21 protein-coding genes are annotated in these 25,280 nt (G+C 65.9%); 13 read left to right on the top strand and 8 right to left on the bottom strand.

Features of this window, described 5'->3' with window-relative positions:
- Nucleotides 1-20 precede the first annotated feature (20 nt).
- On the top strand, nucleotides 21-1,232 hold the full coding sequence (locus tag ACFQ9R_RS31670) for an oxygenase MpaB family protein (protein ID WP_378995968.1): 1,212 nt from the start codon (nucleotides 21-23) through the stop codon (nucleotides 1,230-1,232).
- Nucleotides 1,233-1,257: 25 nt separating this feature from the next.
- On the opposite strand, the gene ACFQ9R_RS31665 is transcribed toward ACFQ9R_RS31670, so the two are convergent.
- Nucleotides 1,258-2,370 (bottom strand): saccharopine dehydrogenase family protein, encoded by a 1,113-nt coding sequence (locus ACFQ9R_RS31665; RefSeq protein ID WP_378995966.1) that lies wholly within the window; start codon nucleotides 2,368-2,370, stop codon nucleotides 1,258-1,260.
- A 280-nt stretch (nucleotides 2,371-2,650) separates the two neighbouring features.
- Between ACFQ9R_RS31665 and ACFQ9R_RS31660 the strand changes: the two genes are divergently transcribed.
- Nucleotides 2,651-3,874: a cytochrome P450 gene (locus tag ACFQ9R_RS31660; RefSeq protein ID WP_378995964.1), complete on the top strand. Its 1,224-nt coding sequence runs from the start codon at nucleotides 2,651-2,653 to the stop codon at nucleotides 3,872-3,874.
- Between the two features lie 26 nt (nucleotides 3,875-3,900).
- Here the strand turns inward: ACFQ9R_RS31660 and ACFQ9R_RS31655 are convergent, their stop codons facing one another.
- Nucleotides 3,901-5,283: a glutamate decarboxylase gene (locus ACFQ9R_RS31655; protein WP_378995962.1), complete on the bottom strand. Its 1,383-nt coding sequence runs from the start codon at nucleotides 5,281-5,283 to the stop codon at nucleotides 3,901-3,903.
- A gap of 324 nt (nucleotides 5,284-5,607) precedes the next feature.
- Entirely contained in the window at nucleotides 5,608-6,180 is a 573-nt protein-coding gene (locus ACFQ9R_RS31650; RefSeq protein ID WP_378995960.1) for a TetR/AcrR family transcriptional regulator, read from the bottom strand.
- Between the two features lie 140 nt (nucleotides 6,181-6,320).
- Here ACFQ9R_RS31650 and ACFQ9R_RS31645 point away from each other — a divergent pair, with 140 nt between their 5' ends.
- From ACFQ9R_RS31645 to ACFQ9R_RS31635, 3 genes are all read left to right on the top strand, one after another.
- On the top strand, nucleotides 6,321-7,694 hold the full coding sequence (locus tag ACFQ9R_RS31645; RefSeq protein ID WP_378995957.1) for an FAD-dependent oxidoreductase: 1,374 nt from the start codon (nucleotides 6,321-6,323) through the stop codon (nucleotides 7,692-7,694).
- 155 nt (nucleotides 7,695-7,849) lie between these two features.
- The gene (locus ACFQ9R_RS31640) at nucleotides 7,850-8,512 is read left to right on the top strand and encodes a HEAT repeat domain-containing protein (RefSeq protein WP_378995955.1); all 663 of its coding nucleotides are present in this window, start codon (nucleotides 7,850-7,852) and stop codon (nucleotides 8,510-8,512) included.
- The gene (locus tag ACFQ9R_RS31635) at nucleotides 8,506-9,528 is read left to right on the top strand and encodes a MerR family transcriptional regulator (protein WP_378995953.1); all 1,023 of its coding nucleotides are present in this window, start codon (nucleotides 8,506-8,508) and stop codon (nucleotides 9,526-9,528) included. Before ACFQ9R_RS31640 ends, ACFQ9R_RS31635 begins: the two co-directional genes overlap by 7 nt.
- 75 nt (nucleotides 9,529-9,603) lie before the next feature.
- Here the strand turns inward: ACFQ9R_RS31635 and ACFQ9R_RS31630 are convergent, their stop codons facing one another.
- On the bottom strand, nucleotides 9,604-10,359 hold the full coding sequence (locus tag ACFQ9R_RS31630; RefSeq protein ID WP_378995950.1) for a dienelactone hydrolase family protein: 756 nt from the start codon (nucleotides 10,357-10,359) through the stop codon (nucleotides 9,604-9,606).
- A 177-nt stretch (nucleotides 10,360-10,536) separates the two neighbouring features.
- On the opposite strand from ACFQ9R_RS31630, the gene ACFQ9R_RS31625 reads away from it, so the two are divergent.
- The 5 genes from ACFQ9R_RS31625 (at nucleotide 10,537) to ACFQ9R_RS31605 (ending at nucleotide 17,204) form a co-directional block, all read left to right on the top strand.
- Nucleotides 10,537-11,445: a helix-turn-helix transcriptional regulator gene (locus tag ACFQ9R_RS31625; protein WP_378995948.1), complete on the top strand. Its 909-nt coding sequence runs from the start codon at nucleotides 10,537-10,539 to the stop codon at nucleotides 11,443-11,445.
- A gap of 169 nt (nucleotides 11,446-11,614) precedes the next feature.
- Nucleotides 11,615-12,421, top strand: a complete 807-nt coding sequence (locus tag ACFQ9R_RS31620) for an LppX_LprAFG lipoprotein (RefSeq protein ID WP_378995946.1) — start codon at nucleotides 11,615-11,617, stop codon at nucleotides 12,419-12,421.
- Nucleotides 12,422-12,673: 252 nt separating this feature from the next.
- Complete coding sequence (locus ACFQ9R_RS31615) at nucleotides 12,674-14,140, top strand: fatty acid desaturase (protein ID WP_378995943.1); 1,467 nt, start codon at nucleotides 12,674-12,676, stop codon at nucleotides 14,138-14,140.
- 46 nt (nucleotides 14,141-14,186) lie between these two features.
- Nucleotides 14,187-15,356 carry a type III polyketide synthase gene (locus ACFQ9R_RS31610; RefSeq protein WP_378995941.1) on the top strand — a complete coding sequence of 390 codons (1,170 nt, stop codon included), beginning with the start codon at nucleotides 14,187-14,189 and terminating at the stop codon, nucleotides 15,354-15,356.
- A 12-nt stretch (nucleotides 15,357-15,368) separates the two neighbouring features.
- Nucleotides 15,369-17,204 (top strand): ATP-binding cassette domain-containing protein, encoded by a 1,836-nt coding sequence (locus ACFQ9R_RS31605; protein WP_378995939.1) that lies wholly within the window; start codon nucleotides 15,369-15,371, stop codon nucleotides 17,202-17,204.
- A gap of 42 nt (nucleotides 17,205-17,246) precedes the next feature.
- Here ACFQ9R_RS31605 and ACFQ9R_RS31600 read toward each other — a convergent pair whose 3' ends face one another.
- From ACFQ9R_RS31600 to ACFQ9R_RS31585, 4 genes are all read right to left on the bottom strand, one after another.
- Nucleotides 17,247-18,143, bottom strand: coding sequence for a glucosyl-3-phosphoglycerate synthase (locus ACFQ9R_RS31600; RefSeq protein ID WP_378995937.1), 897 nt, complete (start codon nucleotides 18,141-18,143; stop codon nucleotides 17,247-17,249).
- Nucleotides 18,144-18,195: 52 nt separating this feature from the next.
- Nucleotides 18,196-19,464 (bottom strand): MFS transporter, encoded by a 1,269-nt coding sequence (locus ACFQ9R_RS31595; protein WP_378995935.1) that lies wholly within the window; start codon nucleotides 19,462-19,464, stop codon nucleotides 18,196-18,198.
- Nucleotides 19,461-20,528: a Gfo/Idh/MocA family protein gene (locus ACFQ9R_RS31590; RefSeq protein ID WP_378995933.1), complete on the bottom strand. Its 1,068-nt coding sequence runs from the start codon at nucleotides 20,526-20,528 to the stop codon at nucleotides 19,461-19,463. Before ACFQ9R_RS31590 ends, ACFQ9R_RS31595 begins: the two co-directional genes overlap by 4 nt.
- Before the next feature lie 91 nt (nucleotides 20,529-20,619).
- Complete coding sequence (locus tag ACFQ9R_RS31585) at nucleotides 20,620-21,756, bottom strand: DegT/DnrJ/EryC1/StrS family aminotransferase (protein WP_378995930.1); 1,137 nt, start codon at nucleotides 21,754-21,756, stop codon at nucleotides 20,620-20,622.
- Nucleotides 21,757-22,291: 535 nt separating this feature from the next.
- Between ACFQ9R_RS31585 and ACFQ9R_RS31580 the strand changes: the two genes are divergently transcribed.
- From ACFQ9R_RS31580 to ACFQ9R_RS31570, 3 genes are all read left to right on the top strand, one after another.
- Nucleotides 22,292-23,614, top strand: coding sequence for a TerD family protein (locus ACFQ9R_RS31580; RefSeq protein ID WP_378995928.1), 1,323 nt, complete (start codon nucleotides 22,292-22,294; stop codon nucleotides 23,612-23,614).
- A gap of 80 nt (nucleotides 23,615-23,694) precedes the next feature.
- Entirely contained in the window at nucleotides 23,695-24,237 is a 543-nt protein-coding gene (locus ACFQ9R_RS31575; RefSeq protein ID WP_378995925.1) for an MOSC domain-containing protein, read from the top strand.
- A gap of 107 nt (nucleotides 24,238-24,344) precedes the next feature.
- Nucleotides 24,345-25,109, top strand: coding sequence for a MerR family transcriptional regulator (locus ACFQ9R_RS31570; RefSeq protein ID WP_378995923.1), 765 nt, complete (start codon nucleotides 24,345-24,347; stop codon nucleotides 25,107-25,109).
- Nucleotides 25,110-25,280 lie beyond the last annotated feature (171 nt).

The following is a 25,280-nucleotide window of genomic DNA, read 5'->3' as shown; positions in this document are numbered from 1 at the left end:
GCGCTCAACGAGGAGTGTCGATGACCACCGTTCCCGCCCGTCATCCAGATCGTCCCCACCGCGTCCCGCCCCTCGTCGGCGGCTTCGCGGCGATGCTAGGGGTTCACAGCCCCGACTCGACGCAATGGCAACATCTCGGCGAGGGCCTGCTCGTCGGTGACGACGCGATGGATCGGCTGGTGGACTGGATGGTCGCCGCGGGCTCGAAGCAGATGCGTCCGCTGTTCGATCGAGCGCTCACCGACGGCATCGCTGCGGTACCGCAGGCGCCGGATCCGCTGCGCGAGTTCTTCACCGCGGTCGAGACTGTTCCGGCGTGGGTCGATCACGACACGCTCGTGCGCGGGGCCAAGGTCCTGCTCACCAGCGGTTCCGACGGCATGTACATCGCGCGCGATGTCGCCATGCTCGGCGGCTACCAGTTCTCCGGCTTCAACAAGACCCTGTTGCGCACAGGAGCGCTGGAAAAGGGCTCCAATCAGCGGTGGGCCGAGACGATGCAGTGGGCGATGGATGTCCTGTCCGAGGACGGCTTGTCCCCCCTGGGTCTGGGATACCGATCCACGATCCGGGTGCGACTCATCCACGCCTTCGTCCGCAGGCACGTGGCCGCCATGCCGGACTGGCGGACCGAGGACTGGGGCCTGCCCATCAACCAGACGGATATGGCGGCAACGCTCGTCGGCGCCTTCATCGCACCGGCGATCGGTGGGATGGGCCTGGGTCTGTTGCTCACCCCTGCCGAAACCGACGCTGTCGCGCACCTGGTCCGCTACGTCGGCTGGCTGCTCGGTGTCGAGGAGCAGTGGCTGCCGCACTCCTTCCGTGACGGTGTGCGCGTCCTGGTACACACGCTGTCTGCCTTGGCCGACCCCGACGAGTCGACTCCTCAACTCGCGGTACCGATGTCACGAGACCCGTTGTCGTGGAACTATGACCGGCTGCCCGCGATCAGGCGCCGTCTTGCCTATGCCCAGCATCTGTCGGTGACGGGGACCTTCCTCGGCCGCCACACGATGCGTGCGCTCGGGCTGCCGACGGCGATCGTTCCGTGGTACCCGGCGATCCGAATCCCCGTCAATGTCGCGCGCTCGGTCACCCGGCTGCTGCCCGGCGGACTCGACCGTGCGGCGAATCGCGGTGCGCGAGAACAGGATCGGTTCATGGGGACACTGGTCAGCGCCGGACCGACCGTCGGCGCGGCGGCCGCGCGACTCACCCACGCGGCCTAGCGCCGCGACGCGGTGGCGGCCGGTGTCAGGGTGCCTTCGGCTCGATGGAGGGGCCCGGGTGCGGCGACCAGCCTGCGTCGCGGGCGGCGGTGTACAGCGCGTCCAGGCCGAACGCGTCGACCGGGCCGAGCGCGCCGGAGCCGAGGAGGCCGCCGCCCAGTGCGGTGTCGGCGGCCCAGGCCAGAATCGCCGCGGTGAAATCGTAGGGATCGCCGCCCTTCAGGGTGACGGTGGCCAACGTCGTGCCGGCCGCGTCCTGAGCTTCGGCGACCACCCAGGTGCGGGTGCGGCGGCGAGCTTCGGCGTCGGGGCCACCGGTCGACCCCTTGACCGTTCGGGCCAAAGCCTCGTCGAATCCGCGCTTCAGCGCAGGCACCTGTGCGACGACCGAGGTCAGTCGTGAGCCGACGCGCAGCGTCTGTGCCGCGAGTGGCGGCAAGCCGAGGAACACATCGACTTCTCGCAGGTGTGGGTGCGAGCGAGTCAGCGCGAAATGCTCCGACGCGGGAATCGATGCCCCCGTCCGGCTCTCTCCGGCGACATCGAAGGAACGCAGACGCGCGCCGGTGCGTTCGGCGACCACCTGTCCGGAGCGCAGCGCGAAGCCGGGTTCGAACAGCATCCCCGCCATGGACGCGCGGGTACCACCGCTGGTGCCGGGACTTTTCATGAAGTAGCCGACTTCGGCACGCACCGCGGTGGGAGCCTCGCGCAAGGCGAGCCCGGCCGCGAGATTGCCCGGTACGTAGTCGAACCCGAACGCGGTGAGCAGCCCCGCGCCGGCGGCACGGGCCTGCTCGTCGTGCTCGAACACGGTGCGGATGAAGGGCCCTTCGCCGGTGGAGTCGATGTAATGCGCGCCCGCGGCGATCGTCGCGGCCAGTGCGGGGCCCCCATGGCGCAGGAACGGCCCGACCGTTGTCACCAGAACATCGCCGCGACCGAGCAGGGCCCGGACCGACGCGGGGTCGGTGACGTCGGCGACGGCGGTCCGGCAGCCGCCGAGTTCGGCGCCGAGCTTCTCGAGGGCCGCCCCGTTGCGTCCCGCCAGCACGGGCGATGCGCCGCGTGCGGTGAGGGCTTCGGCCGTCAGGCGTCCGGTGTAGCCGGTTGCCCCGAACAGTACAATTTTCGGCATCGCCGCGTCTCCTCATGGTTGGCCACTTGCCAACGCTACCGGTGGATCATCGCCCCGACGGGAAACAGCCGTCACATCATCGTGTATCGGCTCACGGCTTCTGGGTCCGCCGCGTCCTCAGGCGGTCCCGCGCGATGACGAGGCTACCGATCAACGTCCGCCGTTGGTGCCTCTATTCGTCCCCTGGACCGCTCAGCCGAGGGGTAAGTTCGTAATCGGTCGGGTGAAACTGGCTGCGGCGCTGTCGATTACGGGCGTAGACCCTGGTGGAGGAGATTTCATGGAACCGATCGTGCTGGATACGACCGGTGCCGACATCCAAGGTGAGTCGGCACGCATTCAGCAACGTGGCCCGGTGGCGCTGGTCGAACTGCCCGGTGGCGTGCCCGCCTGGTCGGTCACCGATCAGGCAGTGCTGCGGAGTCTGCTCGCCGATCCTCGGGTGTCGAAGGACCCCAGACAGCACTGGATGTCGTTCATCAACGGCGAGATCACCGAGGCGTGGCCGTTGCTGCCGTGGGTAGCGGTCGACAACATGTTCACCGCCTACGGCGCCGATCACCGCAGGCTGCGCCGGCTGGTCTCCCCAGCTTTCAGTCATCGCCGTAGTACCGCGCTGCGTCCGCGGATCGCCGAGATCACCGAGAACCTGCTCGACGCGCTGGCAGCCACCCCGGCCGGCGCACCGGTCGATCTGCGAAGCGGCTTCGCCTATCCGGTTCCGATCCGGGTCATCACCGAACTGGTCGGTGTGCCCGAAGGGCTGGGGCCTGCGCTGCACAAGTGCGTGGACGGCTTCTTCGACGGCTCGTTCACCGCCGAGCAGGCGCAGGCCAACTACCTCGAAATGTATGGACTGGTCGGCGAACTCGTCGCCTACCGTCGTGCGCATCCTGGTGACGACGTCACCAGCGCGCTGATCGCCACGCGCGACGAGGACGACTCCGCGCTGTCGGAGAAGGAACTCGCCGACACCCTGATGCTGATCATCAATGCCGGTCACGAGACCACGGTCAATCTGCTCGACCAAGCGATCGTCGCCCTGCTCACCCATCCTGAGCAGCGCGCCGCGGTGGCCGCAGGGCAGGTGTCGTGGGCAGACGTGGTCGAGGAGACGCTGCGCTTCCAGGCACCGGTGGCACACCTGCCCCTCCGATACGCGGTCGAGGACATCGACATCGCCGGGAAGTACCGAATCGGCAAGGGCGAGGCCATCTTGGCCTCCTACGCAGGCGCAGGCCGCGACCCGAAAGTGCACGGCGCCAGCACCGCCGAGTTCGATCCCACCCGTGCCACCCGCGATCAGCACCTCGCCTTCGGCCACGGCGCACACCACTGCATCGGCGCGTCACTGGCCCGTCTCGAAGCGGCTGTTGCGTTGCCTGCACTGTTCGATCGGTTCCCTCGGATGAGCCTGGCCACGACCCGGACCGAACTGACGCCGGTGCCGAGTTTCATCTCCAACGGGCACGCCAGTGTTCCGGTGTATCTCCACGCGACGTGAGCGCACCGGGGTGATTCGCGGACGGGTTAGTGGGCGAACGGCTTCAGCCGGTCGAAGTATCCATTGGGTTTGAGCGTGTCGAGGTGCCCGAGCGCGGCGGTGATGTCCTCGCTCAACGCCCTGGCCATGTCCGCCGAGAACCCCTCCCGCACCACGACGCGCAGCACCGCGATATCGGTGGCGTTGTCCGGCATGGTGTACGCGGGCACCTGCCAGCCGTAGGAGCGCAGCGCGTGCGAGACGTCGAACTCGGTGTATTCAGGGTCGCCCGACAGCCGGAAGCTGATCACCGGGATCGCCGAGCCGTCGGTGATCACCTCGAAGTGTCCGCTCGCGCGCAGCTGGTCGCCGAGCCAGCGCGCGGTTTGCGAGAGGGATTGCATGACCAGGCTGTAGCCGAATCGGCCGAGCCTGAGGAAGTTGTAGTACTGGCCGATGACCTGATTGCCGGGTCGGGAGAAGTTCAGGGTGAAAGTGGGCATGTCGCCGCCCAGGTAGTTGACCCGGAAAATCAGGTCGTCGGGCAGGTACTCGGGGCCGCGCCACACCACGAACCCGATGCCGGGATACGTCAGCCCGTATTTGTGGCCACTGACGTTGATCGACACCACGCGCGGCAGCCGGAAATCCCACACCAGATCGGGATGTAGGAAGGGCACCACGAAGCCGCCGCTGGCCGCGTCGACGTGCACGGGGATGTCCAGTCCTGTGTCGGCAGCGAGCTTGTCGAGCGCCGCGCAGATGTCGCTGATCGGTTCGAGTTCGCCGGTGAATGTCGTGCCCAAGATGGCCACCACGCCGATGGTGTCCTCGTCGACGTTGGCCAGCACCTGCTCGGGTGTAATGACGTAGCGGCCCTTCTCCATCGGCAGATACCGCGGCTCGACGTCGAAATAGCGGCAGAACTTCTCCCACACCACCTGCACGTTGGACCCCATCACCATGTTCGGTGTGCGGCCTTTCCACCCGTCGCCGACCTTCTCGCGCCACAGCCACTTCATCGCCAGCCCGGCCAGCATCACCGCCTCGCTGGATCCGATCGTCGATACCCCGGTGGCACTGGACGGGTCGTCGTCGCGCAGGCCCTCCGCATGGAACAGGTCGGCGACCATGCACACACACCGTTGCTCGATCGCCGCGGTCGCGGGGTATTCATCCTTGTCGATCATGTTCTTGTCGAACGTCTCCGCCATCAGCTTCTCGGCCTGTGGATCCATCCACGTCGAGACGAAGGTGGCCAGATTCAGCCTGCTGCTCCCGTCGAGCATCAGTTCGTCGTGGATGAATCGATAGGCGACGTCAGGATCCATCGATTCCTCGGGCATCCGCAGCGCGGGTACCGGCGCCATCGACAGCCGCCCGGTGTATGCCGGGGAGACCTGAGGAACGTGAGTGCGCCTGCGCGACATGGTTATCCCTTCGATTTCAGTTCTGCCAACAGCAGTTCGGACATGAGTCGGGACGCGTGGGAGAGAAGTCGGCGCCGAGCGAGCCGATGTCGTCGGCGGCCCGCTCACTGATGACGACCTGTGAGGTGGTGGTCATGGTTTCGACGGTAGAGCTGCCGTCGATGGGTCCGTATCCTCCGTAACGGGTGAATCTCACCGAGGACGGGTCCTGTCGCTGTCCGGTACCAGCACCATGTTGAGACCGGAATCGGCATGGCCGACGACGTACACGGATCCGGCGATCACTGATACGGATAGCATGATCCGTTGCAGTCCTCGGATCTGCTAGCGGCTGATAGCGCGGGCTACCGTGTCGCCGACCTGCTCGTCGGTGAGGCTGCTGCGCTGGATCAGCACATGCGAGAGCACGGTGCGGACGGCGATCTCCGCCGCCTGTGCCGGTGTGACCACCAGTGCTGCGCTGTCGTCGCGGGCCGCCAGCAGTGGTGCGACGAAGGCGCCGACGGTTTCGATCAGGTTGAGCTTCGACCCCTCGTGCTCGATCGCGACATTGAGCAGCCATCCTGGTTCCTGGTCGCGCAGTCGGGAGATCACCGGGTGTCGGCGCAGGTAGGGGATCGCAAAGACCACGGCCTCTTTCGCCAGCTGCCGTACCGGCGTGAAGATGTCTATCTCCAGGTAGGCGGCGCTCATCATGCGGGCTACTTCGATTTTGCTGACGGCCGCGATGAGACCGTTCTTGTCTCCGAACTCACGGTAGGCGGTCGCGCGTGAGACGCCCGCCCGGCGAGCGACCGCGGTCAGCGTCAGATCATCCAGGCCGGTCTCGGCCATCATCGCCAAGGCTGTGTCCACAAGCAAGGAGGACGACTGCGTCGCGTTGGTCATGCCGGTCATTCTTCCTGTTCCCGATCCGGGATGGCACGCCCGGTTGTGGCCACGTCAGCACTGAGACTATATTGGCATTCAGTCTCAGTCGTGGATCCCTGACTCGATCCATGAACAGGACTCGGAACAACGACGTTCGGAGGTTTGGCATGCGGAGAATCGGCGATCACGCGGTCGTGTTGGGCGCGGGCATCGGCGGGCTACTGGCCGCTCGGGTGCTCAGTGAGGCCTACTCGACCGTGACGGTGATCGAGCGGGATGCCCTGCTCCCGGACTCCGAGGCGCGAAAAGGTGTCCCGCAGGGGCGCCACGTGCACGGGCTGCTGCCGCGGGGCAAGGACATCCTCGAGGAATTGTTCCCAGGGTTCGGGCAGGACATGCGAACAAGCGGTGTGGTCGAATGCGACGCGCTCCGCGAAGTCCGCTTCACCATGGCCGGTCGGACCCTCAAACGAGTATCGACCGGACACAGGGCCTTTCAGGCAAGTCGCCCACACCTCGAGCAGCACCTTCGCACGCGGGTCGCGGCGCTGCCCAACGTCACCATTCGCGACAGGTGTGATGCCGGGTCGCTCGTTGTCAGCGCCGATGGAACGCGGATATCCGGGGTCGCGATCGTGGACCGTTCGGACGGGGCGCGTGAAACCATCGACGCGGACCTGGTCGTGGCATCGATGGGTCGAGCCGGCGTCGTCCCCTCATGGCTCGACAAGCTCGGCTACGACCGCCCAGCCGAAGAAGGCACCGCGATCGACATCATCTACCGCAGCGCCTTCATCCAGCTGCCGCCGAACGCATTGCCTCACGACAAGCTGGTCACGATCGGCGTACGCGATCTACCCCCGCGTGCCCTCGCCCTGTTCGCCGTCGAGGGCAACCGGCACATCCTGACGCTGATCGGCCACGACGGCGAGGAGCCGCCCAGGGACCAGGAAGGATTCCTCGACTTCGCCGCAGCCATCGCCCCGCCCGACGTGCTCGATGCCATCAAGAACGGTGAAATCATCGGCGATATCTCGACCTTCCGCTACAAGGCCAACCTGCGCCGACGCTACGAGCGGCTCGATCGCTTTCCCGAGGGACTACTCGCGGTCGGTGACAGTCTGTGCAGCTTCAGCCCCGTCTACGGGCAGGGCATGACTGTCGCCGCGATCCAGATGGCCGTGCTGCGTGAGTGCCTCGCGCGGGGTGGAAAGAATCTTGCCACCAGGTTCTACACGGCGGTCACGCCGGAAATCGACAATGCCTGGCAACTCACCGTGATCGCCGACGGCGCCATGCCACACGTCAGTGCCGGTGTCTCGTTGCCGGTCCGAGCCGCCGTGGCGGCGCTCGAGCCGGTGCTGATCGCCGCCGAGCGTGACACCGCGGTCGCGACAACCCTGTACCGGGTGATGGGACTCGTCGACAAACCCCGCGCACTGCTCTCGCCCGTCATCGCCGCCCGCATCGCCGTCGCCAACGCCCGCGCGGCACTGGAAACCCTTGTCGGCACAGCACTTTCGTCGCACAGCCACACCTGAGCGAGGGTGCCGAGGATCAATTCGTCCACCGAGGCACGTTCGGCGGCGAATCCAACGGATCGGGGCCCCGCGACACGGCTGAGCATCATGACACGATCGAGCGCTTGACCTTGACACAGTGACAACGTCTTCACTGGAGGCAGGAGGTGGTTCCCATGAACTCGATACCAGCACACTCGGTAGACCCGCGGCTGCTTGCCGCACTGAGCGCGGAGACTGCATCGATCAGGCTGCGGGCCGCCCTGGCCGCGGGCACACAGCCACGCCCGGCGCTGCTCGGAGTCCTGATCGACCGCTGCGCCGTGGAGCCGGACTTCTTCGTCCGCGACATGCTCACCTGGGCACTGACCAGGCTCCCCGGCGAGCTGACCGTGCCGCGGCTGCGCGCCGAGCTGGAATCCGGGGGTGCCCTGGCCCGCAGCCAAGCGCTGCACACCCTGTCCAAGATCGGCGATCCGGCAGTCTGGCCGGCGATCACCCCCGCGCTGCTGCGCGATCCCGACGACGACGTGGCCCGCAGCGCGTGGCGAGCCGCGGTCGTTCTCGTGCCCGATGCCGAGCGCGCGGCGCTGGCCACCGAACTGGCCACCCAATTCGGACGCGGTGATCGAGATGTTCGGCGCAGCCTGAGCCGGGCGCTGGCCACCCTGGGTGAGGTGATCACCACGGTGCTCCACCGGGCGGCCGGCAGTACCGACCCGCACGTGCGAGGTCACGCACAGGCCACCGAGCGGCTGCTGCGCGACCCGGACGCGGCCTTCGATCCCGACATCGACGCGGCGAAAAGAGTCGCGGCGCTCGACGGCGCACCGTGCTGATCGGCGAGGTGGCGCGGCGTTCGGGAGTCAGCACCCGAATGCTGCGCCACTACGACTCGCTCGGACTGGTGCGGCCCACCGGGCGCACCGTCGGCGGCTACCGCCAGTACTCCGACGCCGACATCCGCGGCATCTTCCACGTGGAGAGCCTGCGCTCCCTCGGGCTGTCGCTGCGCGAGATCGCTCGCGTACTCGCAGACCGATCGTTCACGCCGCAGACCTTGGTGAGCGAGCTGATCGCACGCACCGAGGAACGGCTGGCGCGCGAGCGCGAACTACTCGAACGTCTGCGCGCTGTCGAAAACGCCGAGCCCGGTGACTGGCACGACGCGCTACGCATCGTCGAACTCATGCGCACACTCGGCTCGACCGACCCCCACCGCCGCCTGCAGGCAGTGCTGAACCCGGCCGACAACGTGCCGGTGCCGACCGAGATGCTGGCCGCGGCCGTGCTCACCGAGGCCGAACCCAACATGGCAGGCGCCCTGCGCTGGGCGCTGTCGCGGGCAGGCGAGGACGGACTGGTCGGGCTCGCGCCCGGGCTGGCCGCCGCCGATGCCGAGGTCCGGCGCCGGGCGGTGCTGGCCGTGGCGGAAATCCCGGGCGACGCCGCGACCGCGCTGCTCACCGCCGCACTCGACGACCCGAACCCGACCGTCCGTGCCCCCGCCGCCCTGGCCGCCGGCAGTCGCGGGATCAGAGCGGCCGAACCGATCCTGGTGGCCATGGTGATCGCGGGCACCAACGATGTCGACGCCGGCGAAGTGCTCGGCGCGCTGTCGCAGGACCCGGAATCCGCGGATCGAATACTGGGCGCGCTGACCGCCGCGCTGACCGCACACGAAGACGACGCCGGCATCCGCATCCGGCTCGTCCAAGCGCTGGTGGAACTGCCCGGCACCCGCGCGCTGGCGACCCTGCGGGCACTGAGCGCGGACACCGATCACTCCGTTGCCCTCGTCGCCACCGCCTTCACCGACATGGTCGCTGCGCGAGCGACGAGCCCGGATTGCTGATCACAGCCGGTGGCTGTTCGTGGGCCCGCTGGCCACCGTTGTCGCCGAACCCGGAGGCTGCTCTACCGAGCAGGTTCAGCGCAGAACGCGGGTGAACAAGCCGGTCAGTTCGGTCCAGTGCCGGGCATCGGCCCCGGCGTCATAGACATCGGTGTCGGATTGGGTGAAGCCGTGGTCGGCACCGGGATACACCTCGGTGCGGAAGGTGGTGCCTGCGGCGCTGAAGGCGGCGTCGAGCTGTTCGATCTGTTCCGGCGGGAGGCCGGGGTCGGCGTCGGCGTGCGCGAGATACACCTCGGCGGTGATTCGGTCGACTACGGCGTGCGGGCTGGTGGAGTCTTCGGTGGCCAGCCGGCCGCCGTGAAAGCCGGCCACCGCGGCCACTCGGTCGGGGTAGGCGGCGGCGGTGTGTAGTGCGTGGCGCACGCCCATGCAATAGCCGGACAGGCCCACCGGATTGCCCGTGGTCAGCGGGGAATCCGCCAGCCACGACAGATACGCGGCGGCGTCGGCGACGACGAGCTCGGGTGTCAACGCGGTCAGCAGCGGGCGCAGGACACCGAAGATCTCACCGCGACGGTCGGCCCCGATGACATCGGGAAGGTCGACCACCGGTGCGCAACCGTGGCGGTAGAACAGATTCGGAACGAGCACCGTGAAGCCGTGGGCGGCGAGGCGTTCGGCGTCACGGCGCACCACCGGCCGCAGCCCGAACGCGTCGGAGAACACCAGCACCGCGGGGTGGGGCGCGTTGTCGTCGGGATAGGCGAGGAAGGAATCGGCCTTGCCGTCGGCCGTGGCCACGGCGAGGGCGAGCGTGTGTACCGCCACAGCGGAACCTCCTGAGCGCGTCGAGTTGACCACAATCTACTGATCGCGCAGCGGTGATCCGGCGCTCGAACCGGCCGGGACCGGCATTTGCGCACGCACTGAATTCGACGCAGCGCAAGCGGATCCGGGTACCAGCACCACCTGGATACCAGGATCGGCATGGACCACGATGATGGGATGAGTGAAGCGGTCGACCTGCGCTCGGTGAGCACCGAGCGTCGAGCCCAGCTCGGTGCGTTCCTGAAGTCCCGTCGCGCCAAGATCACCCCCGCGGATGTGGGTCTGCCACCGGGCCCGCGGCGGCGAACGCCGGGTCTGCGGCGCGAAGAAGTCGCGCAGCTGTCGGGAATCGGCGTCACCTGGTACACGTGGCTCGAGCAGGGCAGACCGATCAACGCCAGTGTTCAGGTGCTCGACGCGGTGGCGCGCACCCTCGGCCTGGATCACGCCGAGAAAGTGCATCTCTATCGCCTCGCGGATGTGCCGTCGGTGCCCGCTGCGGCGGTGGAGTCGGCGATGCCGCCCGGTCTGCCGATGATCCTGGACCAGCTCGCACCCTTGCCCGCGGTGCTTCTCGATTCCCGATACGACGTCCTGGCGCACAATGACGCTTATCGCGTGTTGTTTCCCGGCCTCGCCCGCCCGGACGCCAATGTGCTGCGCACGGTGTTCCTGACACCGGAGTGCTGCAATCCCTATCGGCACAACATCGATGATCTGCGTCGCATGGTTGCCTACCTGCGCGGTGCGTCGGTCCGTCACCTCGACGATCCGGCCTGGCAGGAGTTGATCGACGAGCTGTGTACTTCCAGCGCCGAGTTCGCCAGAATGTGGGCTCGCAACGACGTGGCGGTGCCGGTGAACCTGGTCAAGGTGATCCAGCATCTCGCCGTGGGTGACCTCGCGATGCATCTGACGATCATGAGTCTGCCCGCCACCGACGGCGAGTGGATCCAGATCTTCACCCCGGTCGACGACGCCGAGGCCGCGAAGCTCTCCGAGCTGCTGGCGATGTCGGACGACGAGCGGCGGCGGCCCGGCGAAGATCATCGGCGGCGATTCCACCGGTCGGCTGACCTGGGGTGATGGCGGATCACACCGGGACTCAGATATCCGAAATCGATAGCGCGAAGACACAACTCGCAAACTGAATTCCTCAGGTACTATCGCCGACGGGGGAGCACGAGATGAACGATGGTCTTCGGCTGCCCTATACCGATATGCGACCATCTCCAGGGGATGAAACTTGATCCACATGACACCGAACCCCACCTCGCGTCGGCGCTTCGCGCGACGTTCCGGCATCACTTCGGTCGTCGCGGCGGCGGCGGTCTGCGCGGCCCTCGTATCCGGCTGCACCAAAGACGATTCGGCCACCACGGCGGGCCCGGCGCCCACCGGCCAGCTGCCCGAGGGCGCACAGATCGTGAAGGAGTCGGCGAAGACCACGCAGACCCTGCACAACGTGCACCTGAAGATCAACGTCAAGAACCTGCCCGACCTGCCGGTGGAAACCGTGTCGGCCGATGTCACCAACGAGACCCAGGGCTCGGGCGCGGCGATGGGTGACGCGAAGGTCAAGCTCACCCCCGAAGCCTCGTTCACCGAGGCGAAGTTCCTTGTGGTGGACAAGGTCCTGTACACCCAGGCCGGTGGCCGCTACGTGCCGTCGGGCCCGGCGGAGAAGGTCTACGATCCGGGCGTCATCCTGGACAAGGACAAGGGCATCGCGAATGTGATCGCCAATATCCAGAACGCGAAGACCGAGGGCCGTGAGGTGATCGACGGCATCAACACCGTCAAGGTCTCCGGCACCATCGACGCCGCTGTGATCGACCCGATCGTGCCGCGCATCGGTCAGAACGCGGGCACCATGCCGATCACCGTGTGGATCCAGGACACCGCCCCGCCCGCCTCCGATTCGACCAAGCCCTCGGACGCCGCGTCCACCGGCGACGGCCCGAATCTTGTTCGCGCCGTAGTGAAGAAGGATCAGGGCGAGGTCACCGTCGGCCTGTCGAACTGGGCCAAGCCCGTCAACATCATCAAGCCCGCCGGCTGATATTCGCCGGTAATACCGGATCAACCCACACCGGTCCGGGGTCAGCGGAGCCTGGCACGCAGTGCCCTCCGCAGCCCCGGGCCGGTGTGTCGTCTGGGTGTCGCCTGCGGTAAACGAATCACGAACGCACGAGTACGCATCCAATAAGAGAATGTTCAGCGAGATGCAAGGCGCCACAAGGACTATACGTGTCGGGACGCTGGTCGGCAGGCAACACGCATCGGACGCCGATCGGACACGGAGGAAGAACTAATGACGATCGATGATCGACCTGATGAAGCGGAGCGCGAGCTCCCGCCACCGCCCGGCCCGGGGGGTCGGCCTCCCGTCAACAACGTATGGGTTTATAACGGCAGAGCCTACGACCTGAGTGACTGGATCTCCAAGCATCCAGGCGGTGAATTCTTCATCGGCCGCACGAAAAATCGCGATATCACCTCGATCATCGGTTCCTACCACCGTGATCCGGAAAAAATCGCGCGGATGATCGAGCGTTACAGTCTCGGTCGCGATGCCACGCCCGAGGACATCCATCCGAAGAACAACGCCCCCGACTTCCTGTTCAAGGACGGCTTCAACAGCTGGGACGACACTCCGAAGTACAAGTTCGACAACAAGTCCGATCTGCTGCACCAGGTGAAGGCCCGGCTCAAGGAACCCGAGCTGGCGGCCCGGCTGCAGCGAATGGACCGCGCGTTCAACATCGTCGTCGGCGTGCTGATCTTCGCCTACATCGCCGTGCAGGCGCTGCGCCTCTACGACACGAGCTGGATGCCGTTGCCCGCCTTCGTGATCGCGATGGTGCTGCTGCGCAGCTCACTGGCCGGGTTCGGTCACTACGCGATCCACCGCGCGCAGAAGGGCTTGAACAAGTACGCGGTCAACGCCTTCGACATGAACTATGTCGCACTGTCTTTCGTCACCGCCGACGGGCACGCGCTACTGCACCACCCGCACACCCAGAGTGAAGTCGACATCAAGAAGAACGTCTTCACGATGATGATGCAGATCCCGCGCCTGTACCGGGTGCCGGTGCACACCGTGCACAAGTTCGGACATCTGCTGACGGGCATGATCATTCGCCTCCTCGATGTCTGCCGGCTCACCCGCAAGGTGGGCATCAAGGACATGTACGGCAGCTGGCGTGGCGCGCTGCCGCACTTCATCGGCTCGTTCGGGATGCGGTTCCTGCTGGTGGCCGAGTTCGTGGCCTTCGCCATCGCGGGCGACCTGCTCGCCTGGGGCCTGCAGTTCGTGATCACGCTGTGGATCAGCACCTTCATGGTGGTGGCCAGCCACGACTTCGAGATCCCGACCGAGGAACTGCACACCGAGACCGAGGACTGGGCGGTGAACCAGCTCGAGCAGGCCTACGACCTGACCGTGGTCGGTAACAAGTACGTCGACTGCTTCCTCTCGGCGGGCTTGAGCTCGCACCGTGCTCATCACGTACTTCCGTTCCAGCGCAGTGGTTTCGCCAACATCGCGTCGGAGAACGTGGTGCGTGAGGAGGCCGCGAAGTTCGGCGTGGAGTGGCTGCCCGCCAAGAGCTTCTTCGGAGATCGTTTCCCCAAGCTGTGCCGGACCTATCTGCTCGCGCCCTCCCGTGAGGCCGAGGAGAACCGGTGGGGTTTCGTGCGCGAACACTGCGCACCATCAGCGCTGAAGACCTGTGTCGTCTACACCGCGCAGGGCTTCTCCGGCATCGGAACCGTCTGACCCGGCCCGTTGCCACCTCTGATCTGTCTCGAAAGGATTTGTGCCCGTGTCTGTTTCCTTTGACCTGCTCCGCACGCCCGACGTCGAGCGCGGGCACGACCTGCTACCACCCACGCCGCCGACGACCGTCGGCGTGATCGAAGCGGTCGCCACCGGTTCGCCCTCGCTGGTCGTCGAGCAGTCCGTGAACGCGGGCCGGGTCGCCGAACTGTTCTCCGATCCCGCTCAGCGCCAGCGCATTCCGCGGATCTACGCCAAGACCAGGATCGACACCCGCCACCTCGCCATCGACCCACTCGACCCCGAGTTCCTCGAGTTCAGCCGCAAGCCCGGCACCATCCGGGAGCGGATGAACCTGTTCTTCGAACACGCTGTGCCGCTCGCCGTCGACGTCGCCCAGCGCGCCGTCGCGGGGCTGGAGGACCCGGCCGAGGATATCGGCCAGTTGATCTTCGTGACCAGCACCGGCTTCATCGCTCCCGGCGTCGACGTCGCGGTGGTCAAGCAGCTGGGTCTGTCGCCGAAGGTCGGCCGGATGGTCATCAATTTCATGGGTTGCGCCGCGGCCATGAACGGCATCCGCGCCGCCGTCGACTATGTCCGGGCCCATCCGGACAAGAAGGCGATGGTGCTGTGCATCGAATTGAGTTCGGTCAACGCCGTTTTCGACGATGACGTCAACGATGTGATCACCCACAGCCTGTTCGGTGACGGCTGCGGGGCGGTGGTGATCGGCGCCAACCAGGTGCACAAGCCGCTCGCGGCAGGCAGCGTCGTGATCCGCGACAGCTTCAGCCACCTGTTCGACGACGCCGAGGACGGCATCGTGCTCGGCGTGAAGGACGCGGGCATCACCTGCGAACTGGCGACCAGCCTGCCCGACTACATCTACCGCGGAGTCGACCCGGTGGTGTCGGAAGTGCTGGCGCGCAACGGACTCGGCAAGTCCGATATCGAGTTGTGGGCGATCCACCCCGGTGGCCCCCGCATCATCGAGGAGTCGGCGCATTCGCTCGGCATTCCCGCCGAGCTGGCGGCGCCGAGCTGGGCGGTGCTCGCCGAGCACGGCAACATGCTCAGTGTCTCGCTGATCTTCGTGTTGGAGCGGATGATCCGCGATGCACAGACAGCGGCACCGATCTCTACCGGTGTGGCGTTCTCGTTCGCACCCGGTGTCACCCTCGAGGGCATCGTGTTCGATGTCATCCGAAGCTGAGAGCCGAAGGTTATGCATCTGCTCCGTTTTCTCGCCGCGCTGTCGCCGGCCAGGATCGCGGCCGTCGTCGTCGCGGGCCTGATCTGCGGCGCCGCCAACACCTACCTGGTGACGCTGATCAACGCGGTCGTCTCGCCGCGCCCGCAGCCGGACAACCTGCTGCTGCGCTTCGGTGGCACGGGTCTGGTGATCCTCGTCAGCGGTGTGCTGTCGCAGGTTCTGCTGATCCGGCTCTCCCAGGACGCGATCTACCGGTTGCGCAGCGACCTGAGCTCCGGAATCGTCTCCGCCCCACTGGAACACCTCGAACGACTCGGCATGCACCGCCTGATGGCGACGCTCACCGAGGACGTGCGTTCGCTGTCGCAGGCCGTCACCGCCATTCCCTCGATCTGCGTGGATGTGGCGACCATCGTCGGCTGCTTCGTGTTCCTCGCCGTGGTTTCGGGACCGATTTTCGCGGTCACGGTCGGCGGCACATTGGTCGGCATCGCGTGTGTCGAACTGGTTCTCAAGCGCGTCCGCGGTATCTACCGGGAAGCTCGGGAGAACGAGGACGCGTTGCTGCGATCGTTCCAGGCCGTCACCCTCGGCATCAAGGAACTGAAGCTGCACCGTGGTCGTCGCCGTGACTTCATGGACCGGCACCTGCTCGGTTCGGCGGGCACGCTGCGCGATCAGAACACCGACGCGGGCTCGAAGTTCTCCTACGCCCAAGGCTTCGGCCAGGCGTTGCAGCTGGGCACGATGGCGCTGATCCTGTTCGTCATCGCGGCCGCACTGGATCTGCCGCGCGAGACGATGGTCGGCTACGTGCTGGTCACCACGTTCCTGGCGATGCCGATGCAGAACTTCATGCACCGCATCCCCGATCTGCTGCGTGGTGATGTGGCGCTGGCCAAGATCCGGGCGATGAACCTGTCGATGACCACGCTGCACGACGAGGAGTCGCTGCCGTATTCGGAGCGTCCAGCGGCAGGGGAGGCCAAGCTGGAACTGACCAACGTCAGCTACATCTATCGTTCGGAGGCGCCCTCGCAGGTGCCACCGCCGCCGGGATCGCACGGGCCGGGTGGGCATCCACCGCGTCCGGGGATGCCGCCGCGCGAGGGCGACGGCAGGCCGCCGCATCCGCATCCCGCTCACCCCGGCGCGCATCCGGGTGGCGGTCAGGTGGATGTCAACGGCAAGAACTGGGTCGACCACGGTGGCGTGGATGTGCGCCCGCTGGCTCCGCCGCCCGGGCGCGACGAGTCCGAGGACGCCGGTTTCCGTCTCGGCCCGATCGACCTGGTTTTCGAACCTGGCCAGATCACGTTCATCGTCGGTGGCAACGGCAGCGGGAAGTCGACGCTGGCCAAGCTCATCACCGGTCTGTATGTGCCACGCTCGGGGTCGTTGTCGCTCAACGGGGAGAGGATCGACCACGACAACATCGAGTGGTACCGGCAGAATTCGTCGGCGGTGTTCACCGATTTCCATCTGTTCGAGGATTACCTGGGTTTCGATCGCCCCGGTATCGACGCCGAAGTCCAGCGTTATCTCGACGAGTTGCAGATCGCGCACAAGGTGACGGTGCAGGACGGGCGGTTGTCGACCGTCGACCTGTCGCAGGGGCAGCGCAAGCGGTTGGCCCTGCTCACCGCCCTGCTCGAAGACCGCCAGATCTATGTCTTCGACGAATGGGCCGCCGATCAGGAGCCGCGGTTCCGCGACGTGTTCTACCACGAGATCCTCACCGATCTGAAGCGCCGCGGTAAGACGGTCATCGTGATCACCCATGACGACCGGTACTTCGATTGCGCCGACCAATTGGTGAAGCTCGACTTCGGTCTCGTCGCTGTGTGAGGCGTGAACGCCGGTCCCTCGCGGGGCCGGCGTTCTCGTGTGTCAGGCGATGTCGCGGCACTCGGCGATGCGGCGCGACATCGGTGGCCGGTCGGCCAGGCTGACCTCGGAAGGTGTTCGCCGCCACCCGGTTTCCCCGGGCAGGAACTGCACCAGGCCGATCCCGGAATCCCGGATGCCGAGTCGGTCGAGCAGAGTCGCCACGACCTGGCGGCTCATCACCGCCAGTTCGTGCGTCGGCCGATGACGATGCACGCGGATCCCGAGGTCGACCTGGGCGATGGCAGACACACCGCGCCGCTGCCAGCAATCGAGCAGGATCCCGATCTCCGCGCCGTACCCGCCGGCGATGGAGATCTGCCCCAGAAACGCACGCGTGGCGCCACATTCGCCGCCGAGTGGCTGGATGATCTCGGCCAGCGCGGGTGCGAGCGCGGTGAGCAGCGGACGCGCCACGAGCTGTGTGACCCGGCCACCGCCGTCGGCGTCATCGGTCGTCGGCCTGCGATAGAAGCCCTTCACCAGCGCGATGTGGGGGTCGGCGAGCAACGGTGCGAGCAAGGTGGGCGCGAACATCGGATCGGGGTCGACGAGATCCGCGTCCAGGAAAACAATCAGGTCACCGGTACACACCGCCATCGACCGCCACAGCACCTCGCCCTTGCCCGGCCGCACCGCCACCCCCGGCAACGCCTCCTCCCGCGTGAAGACCTCGGCCCCGGCCGCGCGCGCCCGCGCGACGGTCCGATCAGCGGACCCCGCATCGAGCACGATCAACTCGTCGACCAGCCCACCGAGCAGCGGCGTCACCGAAGCGACCACCCCGGCGACGGTGTCCTCGTCATCCAGCGCGGGCACCACCACCGAGACCCGACGACCCGCCTTGCGGTCGATCAGTTCACGGACATCCATCCAGCCAGTCAACGACACACTCGCCACTCCCGCTACCGCTGCCGGTCGATCCTGTGAACAACTCCAACGGTATTTCCGGTTACTTCGTGAGAACGGTGTCCTGTGTAGTGAACAGCGGTGCCTTGACGACGAAAAGTATCGCGAGGAGTCCGATGGCCGCCATCGCGACAGCGAGGCCGACGACGGCCGCCAAGGCGCCGATCAGCATACCTTCGAGCGCGATCCCGATGTAGGCGACTCGGTTCAGTTTGCCGAGCGCGTGTTCTTCGTCGCCGGGAGCGACGCCGTGGCCCACCGAACCGGTGCAGAACGGGTGCAGGTTGGCCAGGCCGAGACCGGCGGCGACCGAAGCCGCTGCCAAAGCTGCGGCTCCGGACTGCGAATGAGTCACGATTCCGGCGACCCCGACGATGACGAGCAGTCCGCTGATGCGGGCCGACCACACCCGATCCAGGTACCGGCTCAGCGGCCCGAACGCCATTCGCCCGACGCAGATCGAGCCGATGAACACCGTCAGAGCGAGAGTGGCCGACGTCAGGGACGCACCCGAATGCACCGCGAGGATGGCCAGCCAATTGGTGAGCATGCCCTCGAGGAGTAGGGCGGAGAAACTCATCGCGGTCAGCCAGCGCAGATCTGACGGATACGCCGCCCGGATTCGCGCGAGCAGGGGTGCCGTTTGCTCTTTTCGCTGTACAGGTTCGTATCGTTGCCCGGTGGACCCCTCGTCCGCCGGCGCTGTGCTCGTCGGGAATCGGCGGAGGATGACGAATACGGTCGCGGCACCGAGGAATCCGACTGCGGCGAGGGTTACGAAGCTTTGCAGCAGCGGGATTCGCCCCGCGGTCACCAAGCCGAAGCCGGCGCCGAGCGTACCGCCGACAGCCTGAAGCCCTTCCATCGGTGAGAGCAGGCTGTTCTCGCGGGTATCCGAGACCGCGGCCATCCGGACCTTCTCCAGTCGCACCGCGAGGACATTCTGCCCGATATCCAGCAGGGCATTGAACGTTCCAGCGACGAGCAGCCAACCGATCGTCGCCCACAACCCGATTCCCGTACCCGCCAGCCCGATTCCGGCCAGATACAGCCCGGCGGCTATCGGCGCGACGCGGGCCGCGCCGATGCGACGCACTACTTGCGGGGCCACGAACATCGTCGCGGTGAGTCCGACGACGAATCCGACACGAGCAAAGCCCATCTGCGAGTCCGACAGACCGTATCGCTCTTGGAGCTCTGGCAGCCGTGAAGCCAAGGCGGCGTACCCGAGACCGTTGAGCAGGAACAGTCCCGACGCCGCCAACACCACAGGTTCGCGCCACACCGCGCGGTTCATCGGCTGGGCCGTCATGATACGTAGCGACGCGCCTCAGCCGCGGTCTCGAAGCTCTCGACGGGTATAGCGACTCCATGCCACGTGGCCGAAGCTTGTGCCGCAGCCACAGTTCTGATCAGTGCCATCTCCGCGGACCGCTGTGCGGCCGGGGTCGGCGCGGCTTCGATCGTGTCCATCACGCTCTCGGCCTGCAGTAAGTGGCATCGCTGTGTGGAGGGCAACGGCTCGAGTTTGCGTACGGATGACCCGTCGCGCGGATAGAGCGTCGGTGGATGACGATGTGCCCATAGCTCATCTTGGCTGGTCGGCAGTTGGACATGGACGGAACCGAGGGTGCCGTATACAGCAATCCCGCAATCATCGACTTCGGCGAGGTGCGGTTTGTCGTAGGCGGCATTCAGTTGCAGTTCGACGCCCTTGCCGTCGCGTATGGTGAGGCGCGCTACGTCCTCACTGCTCCAGCCAGGGCTGATGTGCCAATCGCGGGCCTGCACCACAAGCTGGCCGGCATCGAGGAATTGCAGTGTCTGCGACAGCAGATGGGGGACGAGATCCCCGCGGACACCGGAGCCCGAGCGCGTGAATTCCCGTCGTGAGTCAGGATGCCCCTCGCGCCGCAACCACCAGGCGTCCACCCAGTACAACTCTCCGATCAATCCATCGATAATCTGCGCGCCCAGGCTCGAGAGCATGTGTCGGCGCTGGTAGCCGACGGACAACACCAGCCCGGCTCTTTCCGCATGTGCGAACAATTGTTCGGCAAGCGACACATCATCGGTAAGTGGCTTCTCGCACAACACATTCCATCCACGATCGAGGCATTCGAGCACGACCGGACCGTGTGCGAAGTCCGGAACGCAGACCACCGCCAAATCGATCCCGTCCTGGTCGATGTCCGCGACTCGCGAATATACGGCAATCGCTGGATATGCACTCCGGAGTTGTTCCGCCTTGTTCGGATCCACCTCGACCAAGGCGACAACCTGTGTCGATGGCAGTGTATGAAAGGCTTCGATGTGGCGGGGAGCGACAGCCGAGGACGCCCCCACGATGACGACCTGTCTGTTTGTGCTGATCACAGATTCTCCTCGATGGCCGCATCGACCGCGCGGCCTTTGTAGAATTTGGGGTCGTTCGGCCCGTCGGCCGAAAGGGTCGCAGGCCAGAAAATCAACGCATTGCGGCAAGCTGCGAGGCTCGCGTGCGTAGCACGTCGGTGGCGCGACCGAAATGATCTGGGAAGTCCGGATCGAGCAGCACCGCGTGCTCGAATGCAATCGTGCTGTTGTACAGCGTGTGTGCGTTGGCGAGATCGGAATGCTCAGGATCCAGCGCCTCGTAGTACGTTTCCGACCATCGGTTGGCCGGGTCGGATCGGGGCTGATAGACGTCGGTCCGGTCGAGAGGTTCGTACAGCCTGGTCACTTCGCAGTCCAGCAGGTGTCGATAGCCGTCGATGATTTGCGTCAACGTCAAACCATCGAACCCAGCGAGCGCAACGCGGCCCAGCACCTTATAGGTAACCTGGTGATCCACAAATGGCTGAAGCTGCATCGGCATCATGCCGTCCACAGCGGCCATTGTGGCTTCCAATTCGACCAGTGTGTCCTGCTTGACGGGAAACTGTTCGTCAAAGAATCGACGCAACTGCGCACGTAGCAGGGCTGCCTGTACTGCGCTCAGACGATCATTGCCTGCTTGGAATGGGACTGAATCACCAATTTTGCGGCCGCAGCTTGTGATTGAAACCAGCTGGTCGACGAGCCAGGCGTGGCGGGTCGTCACCATCCCGCCTTCGCCGGAGCTGATCGACTTGGACGACTGGAACGACCAGGTCCCGAAGTCGGCGATCGACCCCGCCGCGAACCCGCGAATCACTCCGCCGTGGGCGTGCGCACAGTCCTCGATCGATGTCACTCCGTAGAGATCACATAACGACGCGATCGCTGGCATATCGACCATCCGGCAGTAGAGATGCGGAAGCACCACCGCAACGATCTCCCGATCCACATCCGCAACCAATGCGTGCTCTATTGCCGATGGGTCGACCACTCCGGTCATAGGGTCGACATCAATCATCACCGGCGCCAGTCTGCGTTCGATCGGTGCTGCCAGCGTTGCCTGCCATGTCATGCTGGGCACCAACACTTTTCCGCCCGGCTGAAATGAACGCTTGCCGAGCGGATCTGCCGCGACGGCCGCGGCCATCAAGGCGATGACAATCGCGCGGGTGCCATTGCTGACCGGCACGGCGTAGGGCGCACCCTGCAAATGTTCGAACTCCGCAGCTAAACGCGCCTGCTCCACCCCTAGGCCATCGCAGACGACCTCCCTTGTCTCGACTCCTGGCAGGACCGGTTGCCCACCCGTGCTATCGAGTCCCCACCGCCCCGAACGCAGGACCGGGAGAACGAATTCTTCCTCGAGATCGCCAACCGTCGGTGTGCCCTGGAATGCTCCTTGTGCACGCACTGGTGGTCCTAGAACGGACGGCCAAAAATCCAGTGATTCAGCCATGATCATCCCCCTGACGCGATGGCCGATCGACTACCAGACCTGCAGCTGAGCTTCGGAATATGGCCGATCAACCACGAAAAACGTTGAGTAGCAGTATCTTTGATGCGCTCTTGGGCAAGCGTCTCACAAGCGCGCGGTAGGTACACCGAAACAACGGGTTAACAATGTGCGTACGATCTCGATACCCGCGCGAACTATTTCTCTTACCGAGGCGGTGAAACGACGACGGCAGTGGTCGTACTCCACGTCTGCGACTGAGTGATGGTCGGTAGGCGAAGGGTGGGGGTAGCGTCGGTACTCAGTCGACCGGTAGAGGGGCAGGAACATGAGTGGGAGTGCGGAGACGATGGTCGAGGTGTCCAAAGGGTCCAAGACCGATCTCGTCGACGGGCGGTACACGGTGCGCCTGGATCTCGACAGCCCGGCCGGGGCGGTGGACATCGCGGCGGTGCTGTTGACCGCCGACGGCAAGGTGCGTTCCGATGCCGACTTCGTGTTCTTCAATAATCCGGCGGCGTCGGGCGTTCGGCTGGAATCCGATGCTGTTGTCGCGGTCGATCTCTCGGCAGTGCCCGCCGAGATCCATCGGGTGGTGATCACCGGCAGCACCGAGGCGCAGGGGATTCGGTTCGGCGCGGTCGCCGGGCTACGGGTCTGCGCCGTCGGTTCCAGTCAATCGGTGAGTTTCGTGCCGCCGGGGCTGGATTCGGAGACGGTGTTGCAAGCCGTCGCGCTGTATCGGCGGGGGAGTGGGTGGCGTCTCGACGCGATCGGTCAGGGATACAGCGCGGGGCTGGCGGCGTTCGCGACCGATCACGGCATCGTCGTCGACGAAGAACCGGCCGACGTCTCCTCGCAGGTGGCCGAAGCGCCTGCACCCCAGAGTGTTGCACCCCCGGCGCCCTCGGTCGATCTGCGCAAAGTCGATGTCGTGCTGACCAAGGAGTCGCCGGATCGCCGCGCCACGATCGACCTGCGCAAGGGTGATCCGGGCTACGTCCTGACCGTCGGTCTCGAGTGGGACGGCCGTGGTGCGAAATACGACGCGAACGGTCGTGTTACCGAGTTCGGCACGGGCGACCTGGACGTGTACTTCTTCTGCCGCAACGAGATCACCGGCGACTACGTGGTCCTCAGCGGGGAGAAGGGCCACCAGGGCGACATCACGCAGTGGCCGTTCATCCATCACCAGGGCGACACCCGCGGCCCCGGGGCCGACAACCTCCCCGCCACCGAACAGGTCACCGTCCGCCCCACCGAGAACGGTGATCTGCTGCTCAACGTCTACCAATCCGTGGACAACGGTGCGGGCGCCATCGACAAATTCGGCAACCCGCGCGTGCGCGTCCGCTACGGCCGTCCCGGCCCCGATGGCCTCCCCGACAAGGATGCCGACCAGATCACCGTCATCATCGGCAACGGCAAGAGCTCCTTCTGGGCCACCGTCGCCCATATCGACGTGCGTGACGGCATCCTCACCGTCGACGGCACCATCCACTACAGCCGAGCCTTCAGCGAACGCATGCCCGTCCTCGACACCGACGGCACCTGGGTCCGCTCCGCCAAGAACGGTCCCGTGGGACGCAGCAAGAAGGCCAACGGTCTCGGCTTGAGCCGCTACGAAGGCCAATGCCCCACCCCTCGCTGAGTCGAGAACCACCGGAGAGGCAGCGCTGTGCCGGGTTACGCTCGCCGTGACGTTTCGAACGACGAGGGGCACGAAACACGATGAGCGGCACAGTGATCGCGGTGAACAGCAACGGTGAGTACTCGTTCAGCAAGCCGACCAGACCGAGCATTCGGCTCCTGACAGGACTCGGTGTGGAGGGCGATGTCCACGCCGGAACAACGGTCAAACACCGCTCTCGGGTCGCGCAGGACCCGACCCAGCCGAACCTGCGGCAGGTTCACCTCATGCACGAGGAGCTGTTCACCGAGGTCGCCGAACACGGATTCGCTGTATTCCCCGGCGATCTCGGCGAGAACATCACCACCAGCGGCCTGGATCTACTCGCACTTCCGGTGGGGGCGCTGCTGCGGATCGGTTCCGCCGCGGTCGTGGAAATTACCGGCCTACGCAACCCGTGCGTCCAGATCGACAGGTTCCAAGACGGGCTGTTGAAGCAGCTAGTCCACCACGACGCGGCAGGCACCCTTGTGCGCAAGGCCGGAATCATGGGCGTGGTCGTCACCGGTGGCGAGGTCCGCCCCGGCGACAACATCGTTGCCGAACTTCCGCCGCAGCCGTGGAAGCCACTGGATCGGGTCTAGCGACGTGCTGAACTCTGGATTCGGCGGGCGTATTCGGGCTTGCACCTGACGTAAGGTCAGGTTCTACCGTCGACGACACCGGCGCACAGGGCGCCGGTGGAAGTGGGATGAAGCGGATGGACCAGCGCGGAACCGAGCGTGTGTGGAAAGTCGGTGAGCTCGCGGCCGAGGCCGGACTGACGGTGCGGACGTTGCATCATTACGACCGGATCGGGTTGGTACACCCGGCGCAACGGTCCGGCACCGGTCACCGGCTCTACACCGCGAGCGATGTCGAGCGGCTGTATCAAGTGCTGGCCCTGCGGCAACTGGGCCTGGGGCTCGACCAGATCGCGGATCTGCTCGAGGGCTCCGTGGCGATGACGCAGGTACTGGCCGCTCACCGCGACTATCTGGCCGCGCAACTGGCCGCGACCCGGGATCTGCATGCCTTGGTCGCGGCACTGACCGCCACGGTGCAAAGCCGGTCGGACGCATCCACGGATCACTTCCTGGAATTGATCAGGAGGACCGTCATGGTCGACGACACCATCAAGCAATACTTCACCGAAGAGCAGTTGACCCAGCTCGCGCTGCGCCGGGAGGAACTCGGTGAACAGCGCATTCAGCAAGCCGAAGCGGACTGGGCCGTGCTGATCCCCCAGGTCGACGCGGCGATCGCGGCGGGCACGGACCCGACCTCACCCGAGGCGCAGGAAATGGCGGCTCGGTGGATGAGGCTCTTGGAGGGCTTCCACGGCGGCGACGAAGGCCTGCGCGAGAGCATGTACCGGATGCAGGCCGAGGAGTCCGACCGGATCGAGAGCGAGTTCTGTGGACCCTCACCCGCGCAGATCGAGTTCATCACGACCGCGAACGCCGCACGCGGGTAGCAGATTCGGCAAAGGCCACTGATTCGAGGGCGCTCGAGCAACGGCGACCAGTGGGGGGCGGGGAAGAATTCCGCCCCCCCCCCCCAAAAAAGTAGCCCAGGTGAGGGGAATGCCCCGCCCGAGGTCGGTGGCCCGGTGGCCGCGGAACCCACGGGTAACCAAACAATGGGC

It is taken from the genome of Nocardia sp. NPDC056541 (genome assembly GCF_042794235.1).
Taxonomy (GTDB): domain Bacteria; phylum Actinomycetota; class Actinomycetes; order Mycobacteriales; family Mycobacteriaceae; genus Nocardia.
Note: the sequence above shows the minus strand (reverse complement) of the source record. Positions and strands in the feature narration are given on the sequence as shown.